Consider the following 13,324-nt stretch of genomic DNA (forward strand, 5'->3'; position numbering starts at 1 on the left):
ACGGTTAAATATAAAAAATGGACGCTCGAAGCGTCCATTTTTGTCTCAGTGGCTAACCACGAGAAGATGTCTGATTTGATTCATCTACGAAGTAAAGAAAGAAGACAACATCCAGATAGCTAACACGATGAAAACTCCGCCCATGACTTTCTGTTGATAGGTACGAAACTTCGCGTTTTCTACGAGAGATTTACCAATCGTACCCACTAACGCCACCAGCAAAAAGTTAAACGTTAAGCCGAGAACATTCAGTAATAAACCCAGAACGAGCATCTGCTCACCAGAAGTCGCTTCAATATTCGTCGACACGAACTGAGGCAGAAACATCACAAAGAAAACCAACGCTTTAGGATTAAGCAGGTTACTGATTAGCGCTCTTTGATAGTAGGCTTTTGCTGCAAAGTTATCGCTTAACTCAGGCGCGTCACCCTGCTCTGTTCTCAGGCAGTCCCATCCCATCTTCAACAAGTACGCGCCGCCTAACAAATGTAGAGCTTTAAGCGCTATTGGGCTCATTGCGATCAACGCTGAAACACCCATTGCTGCCAATACTGTCAGGATGATTCCGGAAGTCGCATTACCTAAACTTGCGAACACACCAACCTTGCGGCCATAGCTCATACTTGAGCTTGCGATGAGTAACATATCAGGGCCAGGTAAAAGAAGAAGTGCAACAACGGCTGTCAGGTAAACAGGTAAGATGGCTAAGTCGATCATGGGTTTCAGTATTGATAAAAACGGAGACGGATTTTATATCAATTACCAAAACCCTTCCAGATGCAATTAGTTGTAAGAGGGTTAATTGTACGAATTAAAAACTAACTTTAACCATTCAAACCAATTTATTAACTAAACATGGAGTATTAATTAACTCGCTACCCACTCAATCTCAATCAATGTCGTTTCACCACACTTTAGACGGCCAAGGAAGATATCACCTCGATGGACCTCACCAACACCTTTAGGTGTGCCTGTCATTACAACATCACCATCGAGCAAAGTCGTGTAAGAAGATAACTCTTCGAGAATAGTCTGTGGAGAGTAAAGCATCTGCTCTACATGCCCTTTTTGAACGCGAACACAGTTAATAAATAGCTCTAGATTTAAGTCAGAGAGATCTAAGTTATCAATGGGTACAAAACGGCTCAAGACAGCGGAACCATCAAACGCCTTGGCGCGCTCCCAAGGTAGGCCTTTCGCTTTTAAGCTACTTTGTAATTCACGTTTGGTGAGATCTAGCCCTAAACCCACAGCTGAGTAATGGCCATTTTCAACGATAAAACAGATTTCTGCTTCGTAGTGCAGCGCTTCTTGATGAAAAGAAGACAGAGATGACGTAACACTGGTGCTCGGTTTATTGAAAACCACCATAGAGTCTGGAATTGCGTTATTGAGTTCTTCGATGTGATCGACATAGTTACGCCCAACACACAGCACCTTGGTTGGAGTTGCTGCTCGTTTCGAATTCATCAGCTGTTCCTGATCGACAACACTGCTCATAGTTTATCCCTGAACTATTTTTTTGGAGTGCAGAGTTTAACGCATCATAAAATGAGAGTCTTCGACAAGATGGTTACCAATATCTAAATTCTGATCTTTAGCTCAATTAAATGATTTAAATACTTTTATCCGAAGATCGCAACATATGAGAACTGATGACAAGAGTCATAGCTACGTAGACGAAATGAATAGCAAGGGAACATGAAGGAAAAGCTAAAACAGGTGCGTATAGAACGAAAGAAGCCCTCTCAAACCAAAAGGCTTGAGAGGGCTTAGCATGGTGTCTAGGACAGTATCCTAAAGGTAAACTCAAGGAGTAAACACTATGCTAAATAAGTCTTCGACTTATAGGTAGTAACGACCACCGATAGTCCACTTATCATCAGTATTACGACCGTTGTCGTCGTTTAGGTCGAACTGGTAACCAGCGTAACCAACAAACTTAGGAGTGAAATTGTACTCAGTTTGAAGAGCTAGCTCTTCACGAGCTGTGTCTTTTGACTCGCCTGTAGCTACACGACCTTCAACCATCTCGTAGTTGATGATGAAGTTTAGGCTGTTGTCTAGTGCGTATGCAGCCAATAGCTCGTATGCATCACTTTCAGCAAGAAGACCTGTAGCAGTTGTTTTGATGTCACCAGCAGTTACTGAACCAGAAGTTGAGTTCATGTATTCATTAGAAGCGTAAACACCTGCTAGGTAAAGACCTTTACCGTACGAACCGTACGCTGCAGAAAATACGTGAGATGATGCAGTCTCAGTCTCACCCATCGTTTTGATATCGCCAGTGTTGTAACCGTAACCAAGCTTAGCACCCATGATCTCGTAACCTAGAGTTACTTGAGTACGATCTTTAACTTCAGTGTTGATACCGTATGTGTATGACGCATCATCAAAGTCAACATAATCTAAGTCCGTTTCTGTTACTGAATAGATATCAGACACAGTTTGAGTACCTTGCCAGCCTAGACCGATAGTTACTTTACCTGCTTCGCCTAGATCGAAACCGTTGCGGTAAGAAACCATTTTGTCTGCACGACCTGTACCAAGAGAACCGTGGTTGTCGTAGATGAAGTCGTTCGCGAATGCGATTGGCATATCAGCAACGCCAGCTACATCGTAGTAAGGAGCCCACTGAGTGCCCACTACTGCGCGGCCAAAGTCATCGTGAGTAACACCAACGTAACCTAGACGAGTTGTAAACGTCTCTTCACCACCTTCAAGGTAGTTAAGTGCCCACTCGCCTTTAGCGTCAGCAGTAAAGCCGTTACCCAGTTCTTGAGTAGCGTTAAAGTTGATACGTGGTGAGTTAGCACCTACATCTGTATCGCCGCTCTCAGAGCCATTTAGGTTTACTGAAACGTGGCCGCCAACTGAGAATGTTGTGCCGTCTTCGTTGTAAAGTTCTACTGCAACTGCCTGTGTACCAAATACTGCACCAGAAATTGCTAGCGCTAAAAGTTTCTTATTCATTGTCATATCCATTATGTAACTGGGTGAGTTATTCACTAACAACCTCGTGCTTACGGAGAAGTTGTTACCTGCATTTAACAAGCAGCCCAACCGTAATATACGAATGGCAGGAAAGTTGCATTAAAATATATAAAATAAAAAAAATCGACCTATCAAAAATAAAAATACCTTTAAAACAAAGTGATAGATAAGGATCCACTGACAAACCCTTTCATCTTTTTAGACAAATACTTTGATTGTTTTTGATTTTTTAATCACTAATAAAGCATTAAAAATCGAACCGACGGTTCACTCATCAGACCATTGAGGTACACACCTCTCCCATTGAAACATTTTGTAACATTCAGAACTCGACTGAAATATTTAGCTTTGTGAAACAATTCTCGATTTAAGCTAGGAAGAGTGGCTCAATAGAAAGTTCACTGGAGAAAAGACAAAAAAAGGGCAACCAATCAGCGACTGGTTGCCCTTCTTAACTCATCATTGAACTCTTATTTGAAGCAAACCTCAGCCCAACGAGCTAAACCTGCAGTTACTGAACCGAAGTAATTACCACTCACAATCGGTACATTCGGCACAGCTTGTTGTACGGCTTCACGAAGTACCGGTGAACGAGCTGAACCACCCGTCATGTAGATTACGTCTGGCTTTTTCTGGCCTTGTTGAATCGCCTCTTTAACCAACTCAACCATCTTAGACTTTGGTGTTTCAATCGCTTCAACCATCTGTTCGACTGAGATATCTACCTCGACCAGTTCAGAGGCAACATTAATCGCAGCACGATATTGAGAGGATTCTGCCAGCGCAATCTTGGCTTCTTCCGCTCTACGCACAATACCGTAGCCCAAAGTGTCGTGATAGACCTTCATCAAACGTTCTAGCTTTTGAGGCTCTGACGCTTCTTTACGAAGTAATTTCAATGCTGCTAAGTTTTCTCTTGAATAGAAATTCTTTTGAGCTTCAACATTATTAATCGCAATTGGATTCCAGAATTGAGTCAGTGGCATATCGATACCCGAAATGCCTTTGCTACCCATACCAAAAGGTGACATCAATTGTTTGAACGCAAGATAGATATCGAGGTCATTACCCCCTACTCTTTGTCCACTGTGTGCCAACAAGCTCTGGGTACGATCCGCTTTACCAGACCAACTTGGTCCCATTTCTAATAATGAGCAATCGGTGGTACCACCGCCAATATCGACAACCAATACCGTTTGATTTTCAGTTAAGGTGCTTTCGTAATCAAGACCTGCGGCTACGGGCTCAAATTGAAAAGCGATATCAAGGAAACCTGCTCGCTTAGCTGCGCGAGTGAGGATGTCTTCAGCTTGTCTGTTCGCCTCTTCACCACCTCGACCATGGAAATTGATTGGTCGGCCGATAACAGCTTGCTTGATCTGTTCTTGAGTCGTGAGTTCGGCTTGATGCTTGATATTTGCCATCATGGCACACACTAAATCTTCGAAAAAACTCACCTGCACATCATGCAGTCCACTCGCGCCAAGGAAAGACTTAGGGGACTTAACATAATAAACATCACGAGGATCTTCTAAATATAAGTCCAACGCAGCCTGACCAAATGCCATGTCTTCTGGCACTAGGTCGATACTCTCTTCTCTGTTCAGAGCGATCGCACGTCGTAATACTTGCTCACCGATCGCATCACTCGGCTTGATATTCAAGTGACGGAATAGATGTTCAGAAACACTCTCACGAGTAGGCGCAAACACGGTTGAGGGAATATAGTGGTTGCTACCTTCGAGCGGTAACAGGCTTGGCTCTCCATTAACCATCGCCGCGACAGAACAGTTCGCTGTTCCATAATCAAATCCAATAAACATAATATCCCCCACTCAACAAAAGGGGCGAGATGTTACATGAAAAGCCTAAAAATTACGAGGTCATTTCTAAATTTAACTGAGTAATTTCTTAGCCTAACGGCTCTTCAAGAGTAAACAAATATGCTACATTTCAGCCCAAATGAATCACAGGTTAGATAAATGAAAACACCTTGCCGAGCGGCTTGTAAAAATAATGGCGGAATGTGTAGTGGCTGCTTTCGAACAATGGATGAGATTATAGGCTGGAAAGGCTTATCTGAAGATGAGCGAGTATCTGTCATGGACAACCTTACAGGTGCGAGTTCGACTCACCAATGTCCACAGTGTAATGAGCCAGCTCAATGCGATATCAGTGCGGGTAAAGATACGTGTTGGTGTTTTGAGCTAGAAAAACGAGATACTAGCGATATTCCAAAAGCTGGAGTTTGTATGTGTCGTAAGTGCTTGTCTGCTTTGCCTGTTCAGTAGTTTAAAGCCCATTTAGTAAGTTACTGGATAGCAAGTTACTGGCCAGTTCAACATAGACAAAAAAAGCGAGAGGTTATTTTCTCGCTTCAAAATACTGAGATTAAGTTTCGACCTGATCGCTACCTGGTTAGTGTCTACTTCGCTTTTGCAACCAGCGCAGGCTGAGAAAACTGGATACCGTTCCAGCCATGAACCATAAAGTTACGAATATTTTGATGGTCGCTGTTCTCAGGAAAACCTAGCACGTCGTTACGATAAAATTGACCAAAACAAGCAAGAGTCTGCTCTGCTGATAGGCCTTGCTCTAAACCAAAAGCAAAAATCTTACACGAACCATTATTCTGCCCTGCAGCGTTCACTACCTCACCATTGCGAAACTCGCTCTCAGAAAAGTCATAGTGAGCTTCGATCACTTGCATTGTATCTTCAAATTGCACGGCTTCTGGGGTTTCAGCCAGAGTATTTAATAAGGTTTCCAGTTCCATTTACTATTTCTCCATCAAATATATATCTGTCAGCAGTGTATCTTGTTTTACGACAAGAGTAAGCCGTTGTTTACTTGAGACAGCGATTCATTTTTTTGTTGTACGCTGCTAATTACTTCAATGAAACTAATGACATAGTTTTATCAGGACGTTATATTATTTTATCAAACGATTAACATTGTTCAGTAACGAATATGCATAAAGATAAAAACTTAGAACTGTTCAGATACCTAAAGCCAGGTACAAAAACAGCAGGCGTATTAGAATTTGGCCCTGACGACTCAATCCAGATCAGTACGCTTTATATCGGACACAAAGAAGATCAGTACCTTATCCTAGAGCTTACGCAAAAAGCGACAGAAGCACTGACGCTGAGAAAACTCATCAACGTGGATATTATTGTTCGTGCGATTACCGACACCGAACTTGGGCACATTGTCGCGTTCAAAACCAATGTACTGGCTCATATCACCTCACCAGCACATCTAATCTTCCTTCGCCCCCCCTCAAACTTTGCGACCAAGCCTATTCGTGAACACGAAAGGTATAAGGTACGTCTCAGCTGTGAAGTCACTTTCGATACCTTGTCGTTGGATGCCACTCTGGTCGATTTTTCAGCGTCAGGCTGCGGTATCTATCTTACCCAGCAATCAGATATCGATGTCGGCTGGAAGATAAAAGTTAATTCTGACTTAAATGAGTACTTAGGTGACGATCTTGTCTACAAAGTGGTGAGTAAGAAAAGGCAAAGACAAGGCTGGCTGTTAGGTATCCAATTCCCTGAACACCTAGATATGAGTGATGAGTTAAAAACGCTACTGTTGGAACAAGCCTTTGTCGCTGGCTCTATATAAAGGCAGCAAATTAGTCACTTCTCTTCAATAGAGTCCGTTTAAGAGCACTAAGTTAAATCCTAGTGCTCTGTGTCATTCCAGTATGAGTTTTTAAAATGAACAAACGCTTGGTGGAGCGACTCTTCTTTAATCGGTTTTACAATCACGTAATTCGCCCCTGCGGCCATAAAACTATCTCTTGTTGACTCTTGAGCATCAGCGGTACACGCATAAATTGGGGCTGACACACCAATATCACCTCTTAGTTGCTGAGTGGTTTCAACACCACCGAGATTAGGAAGCTGGTTATCCATCAAGATCAAGTCATAGGTTATAGTCTTGGCCATCTCAATCGCTTCTAAGCCATCTTTTGCCCAGGTGACGACCATGCCATATTTTTTACAGAAAGCCTGCGCAATAAAGGCGTTGGTGTGATTGTCTTCCACCAGCAACACATTCAAAGGTCGACTAAACAACGCCTCTGGCTCAACCTCAGCTTGTTGCTTAGCATCGACTAATAGCGGCTTGGCGCGTACGACCACTGGAATTTCTATCGTGAACTCTGAGCCTTGACCTATCACGCTGCGGACTTGAATGTCCCCTTCCAGCATATCGACCAGATTTTTTACAATTGTAAGTCCTAAACCAGTGCCACCATATTCACGAGTGGTGGTCTCTTCGGCTTGAACAAAGGGTTCAAAAACCGCATCAATTTTGCTTTCATCAATACCAATACCGGAATCTTTCACTCGAACGATTAAGCTAGCGTGATCAGAGTTAAAGATACTTTCGAGCTCAAAGCTAACGGAGATACCGCCTTGATGAGTGAATTTAAGGGCGTTGCTCAACAGATTAAACATGATCTGGTTGAGGCGCACTTGGTCGGTGTTGATTTCGATGTCATCAACCAAGTGGTTCACAATAGTAAATTCGACGGATTTATCTTCACACAGCGGGCGATAGATGCTGTCTAAGGTATTAACTAACTCCCCCAAGCGAAAGTCTTTCTTTTGAATATTAAACTGTCCTTGCTCAATTTTTGAGAAGTCCAAGATATCGTTAAGTACCGCCAGTAAATGTTCCGCACTATTACACAGTACATCCACCTGCTCGCGGTTATCTTCATTGCGCATAGAGCGCTTGAGCAGCTGAGACACACCGAGAATACCGTTGAGCGGCGTGCGAATCTCGTGACTCATCTTAGCTAGGAAGTCTGCTCGCACATTAGCAAGGTGCTCAGCTTCTTCTCTTGCTCGATCAGCCTGTCTTTCCGCCTCGATAAGCTTAGTAATATCTTGCCCTTGTACTACAACACCTGTGATGCCGTGTTCCACGCGAATAGCAGACATGTTCCAACGAAACACCTTTTCACCAATGGGAACGTTGATACCCGTGAGTTTAGAGCCTTGAACCACCATTTGAATATTAGGCAGCATACGATGCTCAAACTCTTGAGCGATAGGGCCATAATTGTCATCAGCATCGAACAGCGCCATACGAGCTGCGGGGTTCATCTGGATTAAGTCGCCTTTCTCAGACCAAACCAATATAGGCGAATGGGCAAAGTTAAAGAGATCTTGGAACTTTTGATTCTGTTCCGATAAGCGCTCGAAGGTGTCTTCGAGGGTACAACCAATATGGTGGAATTCGAAAATGTTAGAGCCATCAAACTTGTTGTACTCTTCACCGTCACTTGCAGAGCGAGTGAAATCCATTAGCTTATCTAGCTCAGCAGCAACCCTTCTTTGAATCCAAGTTCGCGCAAAGAAAGACATCAATATAATCACCACAATCACCACGATGATCGCGCGCTGATAATTCTCTTCTAACGCAATGAAGTTATTGTTCTTTTGAACGGCTCGAATGATTAAAGGGGTTTCAACCGCGTTGATTTTAATGGTTGCAATGGTAACGAAATGACGCGGCAACTGTTCGTACATTTGGTAATTGAGGATGTCAGTAATGGTGTAGCTTTCATCACCACTGAATGTCGATGTCACCGGTGTACCGTGCGCTTCAATAACGATATTTTCGCAGTTACTGCCTTGTTGGATTGACTCAGCCAAAGAGAAGTTATTATCAAGCACAATGGCGATATAGAGCTGACCAAGCACTTCCCCGGTCGCGTTATCAACGATAGGAGTACGGCGAGCCAACAAGTGACGCTTACCTATATCTGTCCTCAGTTTAATAAAATGCCAATTACTGCTGAATGAAACCTCATCAGAAATATGCTTTAAGTTGGACTCATCCAAACCATAAAATTGACTGTTGCCGTCTTCCCAAGCCAAACCATCGTGAGTAGAGACAAAGCGTAAATCTGGCGCATGATCAGGTTCACGTTGGTCAACACCAAAGAAAAAGTAGCTTAGAATCTCGTTATTACCCGTATCAAAATACTCTCTGAGAGTTTCACTATGTGAGCTACTGTCTTGATGGATTTGCAGCACCGACAAACGATAATCAAACATGTTTTGGATCAGGCTAGAGGTTTGCTGAACCGTTCGATTTGTCTCTTGCTGTACGATGTTACTGCTGGTTTCATAATTATGAATAAGCACGCCAAGTGCCATCACGCCTATCACCAAAATAACGATACGCGTAATGAGTCTAGCTAAAGTGTTTCTAGGTGTACTGGCGTAGCTTTTCTTCATTATTGACCTGAGTACCTAAATGCTCGCTGTTTAAGTTCTGAAATACGTTCTGGCGAATCTTCCTTGGTCACAATTTCAAATTCACCAGAGTAAACGGTAGGCACTTCCAAACCGGCTAGATCCCACTTGATCGCCTCTGCCATCGCAATGCCCGTATCGTCGTTCATACGCATGACGGTAACATCTAGGTCGCCCCTTGCAATGGCTTCAAGTTCAGCAGAGCCGCCTCCCCAACCATTCACTAAGATGTCTTGACCCGATTCACGAATCGCTTCCATTGCACCTAGAGCGACATCCGTTGAGCATGCATAGATAAAGTCTAGATCCTTATCGTTCTCTATGCTGATTTTAGCCGCTTGGTAGCCACTGTCTTTGTTTGATTTTGTGTAAAACGAAGACTTAAGGGTAAAGTTGGTATCAGTATTCACTTCATGGATAAAAGTATCTCCACGCGCATCACTGATATAGCCTTGTGAGTAATACAAAACAGAATACTTACTGTCTGGTGGACTTACTTGTTTAAAATAGTCCGCCAGTTTTAAGCTGCCTGTCGCATGGTCAAAACCCACATACATAAATGGCTGTCTATCTGCCCAAGCTCGTACTGGCGTCGTGATATTTTGAAGAATCAGTTTGGTGTCCGTAGAGGTCAACACGTGCTCAATAAACTTGCGGTGGCGCGTGGTATCTAGCGTGAAAATCAAGTAGTCCGTTTTGTTTTCAATCGCTTCTTGCAATGAAATGCTCTGCTGCGCGAGATCGGCATTAATACGGGTAAATACTTGATTTATTTGGTAGCGGATCTTCAGCCTATCGAGACGCTTCTCAAAAGCTTGAATATTACGAACCCAGTAATCCGAGATCTGTTGTCCCGGATACACCACGGAAATCGTGATCGGCTCGTCTTGGATTCTTCTCAATGGCACAGGGTGATTTTGTACAGCCTCGACCATTTTATCGGTCAATGCTCTTTGTTCTGGAAAAGTGGAAAGATAATCTTGGTATTCCCAGTACCCATTGAGGACATGAGTACCATGGGAGAGAGCGGACGCAGAAAATACGGCAAGTCCAAACAACATCAGTAAACGTTTCATATTTTTCTCGTTTTATATGAGCTACTTTGGCTCATTTTTTAACCTAGCATGACACCATCTCTTTGTATGGCTAATGGATATTATGTAGGACAACGATGATAAATGATAGCGTCTAACACTAATTAGAACGACATTCTAAATGAGCAATATGTTAATTTGGAATGGAGATTAACAACAACGAGTTCAATCATGATTTCAGCCCATTCACATTAAGAGTAATTACCATTTAAATTCATAAGCTTAGCTTAATATATTATAGACCCTTACATTATTAAGATTTAATCAATAACAAACATTTTGGCTATGAATTATGAGACTTCGATATATTGAATTTTGTCCTTTTGCCACTCAATAATCAGTTTGAGTGATACCAGTTTTTCTTTGCGGGATTTGGGCAATTGCTTGATCGCGTATTCGGTTTTCAATGCTTCACTTTTTGAGCCAACATCAAAACTCCAAACCAGCTTAAGCGGGCCTTTACCCTTTAAAGCTTTGGCGCCTTTACCGGTTTGATGTTGTTCAAATCGACGTTCTAGATTGTTCGTCACGCCACAATAAAGGGCATTGTGACGATTACGGATCAAGTACACGACCCAATCCGCATTTTTATCAGCGTCTGACATTTAAAGCAGTGATTCAACCAGAGCCTTAAGCTCTGCCACTTCTGCTCGTAGGCTTGCTACTTCAGACTCAAGTTCTTCAAATTTTTCACTCGTTGCAGAGGGGGCAGCCGCGCTTACTGATGCCGTCGCAAACGCTTCAACATCCACTTCACCGCTCAACAAGTGCTGGTAGCGTGATTCACGTTTACCCGCTTCGCGTGGTAGCTTAACCACTAAGGCACCTGCTTCTCTTGCAGCTAGCTTATCTAATGTTGCTTCTACTTCTTTCACATCACTAAAGTTTGCAAGGCGACCCGTTCGAGTACGAAGTTCACCGGGTGTTTGCGCGCCGCGCAGTAACATACAACAGATGATTGCACGCTCTTGCTCTGTAAATTGCAGATCACCGAACTCAGTGTTGCAGAAACGATGCTGATACTTATTAACGCGGCTATTGAAGCTGCTCTCATCGCTCACCATGCGACGTCCGATTAAGCCATCAACCGCATCTAAAACATCTGACTCAGAAAGAGAGAGAACAGGTTCACGGTTACTTTTTTGATTACATGCCGTGGTTAAACTGTTCAGTGTCAGTGGGTAATGATCGGGAGTAGTGACTTCTTTCTCGATCAAACAACCGATAATTCTCGCTTCAATTGGGGAAAGTACTGTGTTCATCGTTTTTCCTTTTTATTATTTTGATAATTCCATCTCAACACCTAACAATGCAGTAACTAGTGTTCAGACAAAATTGGTACTCGTTTCTTTCTGCCCTGTTCATCAATCATTATGATCTTAGAACGGTTTAGCTCTATTTCCACGACTTCCAAATAAGTACGCTCTTGTACATACGCATCACGAAGCTTGTTTTGTTCTGCTGAAGATTCAGTGACATTGTCGTCCAATTCTTCGTTTTCCAATTGTTGTTGATTCATTTCACATTTCGTATCAATGCAGTATCTACATGGGATACTAACTTGAACGGTAAGATAAAAACAATCACACATCAGCGAGAGTGACGAATAATTAAACAACCTTACTTTTGCTTTGATCTAAAGACTGTTACATCATCAATTGATGTGCTTTAATCAGAACCAGACAACGTATTTGACGAATAGGAAAAGGAATCTATGAGCAGCGTATTTGAAATTGTTAACCAAGCACGACGTAAGAACAAACTTAAGCGTGAACTTTTAGACAACGAAAAGAAAGTTCGTGACAACCGCAAGCGTGTCGACCTTCTTGATAACCTACTTGATTACATCAAGCCAGAGATGACTCACGACGAGATCCTAGGCATTATCAAAAATATGAAAGCTGACTACGAAGACCGTGTTGATGACCACATCATCAAGAGCGCTGAGATTTCTAAAGCTCGCCGTGACATCAGCCGTCGCATTCGTGAACTGACAGAAGAAGACAAGCAAATCCAAGGTAAGAAGTAATCTAACCTAGCTAATTTACTTGCAATAATGTTAGTAACCCACTCTTTGTAGTGGGTTTTTTTGTACCTAAATTCTAGCGTCTATACTTAAGCGTACCTAAGTAACCGCATGAAACTGAACAACTATAGAACACTGAACCATTAGAGAAAACTGAGCAACCGTAGGAAGAAAAATAACTAGGTGAACATCAGCGATGGAGAGACCTTATGTACGCAAGTATTCTGATTACCTTAGCCCTATCAACCGCACAACCCTATCCTGAAGAATTTGAACGACTGTATACCGAAGAGACGGAAATTACTTATGACGATCTCGTTGTCGATGTTCATGGCTATAAAGTCCCGACTCGTTCTGCGTTTAGAGGTTGGATGCTTCTAAATCACGCAGAAGACCAAGTGAGAGAGATCGGTCAGCAGCTCAAAGACGCCGGCATTACGCAGAGTATGCCTTTGCATCTCGTTCTGCTGCAAGGGACAGACTGGGCAATGAGCAACACCACCTTGTTTACCCTGCCTGATAAGAAAAACGTACCCAACATGATCAAGACGTTGAAGTACATACAACAATACATTGAACCTGAAATCGGCGTCGTGATTCCCGTATCTGGTGAACGTTCTAAGCTCTACAACCAACAAGCTGGCGGTGCACTGCGAAGCAAGCACTTAGAGTTCTGTGCCTTAGACCTGGTTCCTGCGAATGACATTACTCGTGAAGATCTACACGTGAAGCTTAAAAAGATTCATTCGGAGTTCGGGCAAAAAAATAACGTTGGGTTGGGTTTATATTCTGGTGTTCGATTCCACATCGATACGTGTGGGTTTAGACAATGGTAAAGAAACACGATCGAGTCATAAAGACTTACAACTCACCCGTGTCATTTAGACTCTAAAAGTAAATTAAACCACATAAGATAATGATTTTAAATG

14 protein-coding genes are annotated in these 13,324 nt (G+C 42.7%); 4 read left to right on the forward strand and 10 right to left on the reverse strand.

Annotated elements, in window-relative coordinates; all coding sequences use genetic code 11:
* Nucleotides 1–84: 84 nt before the first annotated feature.
* The 4 genes from MSG34_RS16405 to yegD all read right to left on the reverse strand — a co-directional run bounded on the left by MSG34_RS16405 (nucleotide 85) and on the right by yegD (nucleotide 4,817).
* Nucleotides 85–717 (reverse strand): LysE family translocator, encoded by a 633-nt coding sequence (locus MSG34_RS16405; protein WP_248338578.1) that lies wholly within the window; start codon nucleotides 715–717, stop codon nucleotides 85–87.
* A gap of 150 nt (nucleotides 718–867) precedes the next feature.
* Nucleotides 868–1,500 (reverse strand): fumarylacetoacetate hydrolase family protein, encoded by a 633-nt coding sequence (locus MSG34_RS16410; RefSeq protein ID WP_050621719.1) that lies wholly within the window; start codon nucleotides 1,498–1,500, stop codon nucleotides 868–870.
* Between the two features lie 345 nt (nucleotides 1,501–1,845).
* The gene (locus MSG34_RS16415; RefSeq protein ID WP_248338580.1) at nucleotides 1,846–2,973 is read right to left on the reverse strand and encodes a porin; all 1,128 of its coding nucleotides are present in this window, start codon (nucleotides 2,971–2,973) and stop codon (nucleotides 1,846–1,848) included.
* 491 nt (nucleotides 2,974–3,464) lie between these two features.
* A complete protein-coding gene (yegD, locus tag MSG34_RS16420; RefSeq protein WP_248338582.1) occupies nucleotides 3,465–4,817 on the reverse strand; it encodes a molecular chaperone in 1,353 nt (450 codons plus the stop codon).
* Between the two features lie 159 nt (nucleotides 4,818–4,976).
* Here yegD and MSG34_RS16425 point away from each other — a divergent pair, with 159 nt between their 5' ends.
* A complete protein-coding gene (locus MSG34_RS16425; RefSeq protein ID WP_082243058.1) occupies nucleotides 4,977–5,285 on the forward strand; it encodes a DUF1289 domain-containing protein in 309 nt (102 codons plus the stop codon).
* A gap of 134 nt (nucleotides 5,286–5,419) precedes the next feature.
* On the opposite strand, the gene MSG34_RS16430 is transcribed toward MSG34_RS16425, so the two are convergent.
* A complete protein-coding gene (locus MSG34_RS16430) occupies nucleotides 5,420–5,770 on the reverse strand; it encodes a HopJ type III effector protein (protein ID WP_048659072.1) in 351 nt (116 codons plus the stop codon).
* A gap of 194 nt (nucleotides 5,771–5,964) precedes the next feature.
* On the opposite strand from MSG34_RS16430, the gene MSG34_RS16435 reads away from it, so the two are divergent.
* Nucleotides 5,965–6,624 (forward strand): PilZ domain-containing protein, encoded by a 660-nt coding sequence (locus tag MSG34_RS16435; RefSeq protein ID WP_248338585.1) that lies wholly within the window; start codon nucleotides 5,965–5,967, stop codon nucleotides 6,622–6,624.
* A 59-nt stretch (nucleotides 6,625–6,683) separates the two neighbouring features.
* Here the strand turns inward: MSG34_RS16435 and luxQ are convergent, their stop codons facing one another.
* The 5 genes from luxQ to MSG34_RS16460 form a co-directional block, all read right to left on the reverse strand.
* On the reverse strand, nucleotides 6,684–9,257 hold the full coding sequence (luxQ, locus tag MSG34_RS16440; RefSeq protein WP_248338587.1) for a quorum-sensing autoinducer 2 sensor kinase/phosphatase LuxQ: 2,574 nt from the start codon (nucleotides 9,255–9,257) through the stop codon (nucleotides 6,684–6,686).
* Entirely contained in the window at nucleotides 9,257–10,351 is a 1,095-nt protein-coding gene (locus MSG34_RS16445) for an autoinducer 2-binding periplasmic protein LuxP (protein ID WP_048608893.1), read from the reverse strand. The genes luxQ and MSG34_RS16445 overlap by 1 nt, the downstream gene beginning before the upstream one ends.
* A 308-nt stretch (nucleotides 10,352–10,659) precedes the next feature.
* Nucleotides 10,660–10,974, reverse strand: a complete 315-nt coding sequence (locus MSG34_RS16450; RefSeq protein WP_019823424.1) for a GIY-YIG nuclease family protein — start codon at nucleotides 10,972–10,974, stop codon at nucleotides 10,660–10,662.
* Nucleotides 10,975–11,631 (reverse strand): YceH family protein, encoded by a 657-nt coding sequence (locus tag MSG34_RS16455; RefSeq protein ID WP_019823422.1) that lies wholly within the window; start codon nucleotides 11,629–11,631, stop codon nucleotides 10,975–10,977.
* Nucleotides 11,632–11,687: 56 nt separating this feature from the next.
* Nucleotides 11,688–11,888 (reverse strand): hypothetical protein, encoded by a 201-nt coding sequence (locus MSG34_RS16460; RefSeq protein ID WP_017068647.1) that lies wholly within the window; start codon nucleotides 11,886–11,888, stop codon nucleotides 11,688–11,690.
* Nucleotides 11,889–12,083: 195 nt separating this feature from the next.
* Between MSG34_RS16460 and MSG34_RS16465 the strand changes: the two genes are divergently transcribed.
* Complete coding sequence (locus MSG34_RS16465; protein WP_004742367.1) at nucleotides 12,084–12,398, forward strand: DUF496 family protein; 315 nt, start codon at nucleotides 12,084–12,086, stop codon at nucleotides 12,396–12,398.
* Nucleotides 12,399–12,604: 206 nt separating this feature from the next.
* On the forward strand, nucleotides 12,605–13,231 hold the full coding sequence (locus MSG34_RS16470) for a D-Ala-D-Ala carboxypeptidase family metallohydrolase (RefSeq protein ID WP_048617000.1): 627 nt from the start codon (nucleotides 12,605–12,607) through the stop codon (nucleotides 13,229–13,231).
* The last annotated feature ends 93 nt before the right edge of the window (nucleotides 13,232–13,324 follow it).

This window comes from Vibrio sp. 1CM2L (genome assembly GCF_023161695.1).
Lineage (GTDB): Bacteria > Pseudomonadota > Gammaproteobacteria > Enterobacterales > Vibrionaceae > Vibrio > Vibrio coralliirubri.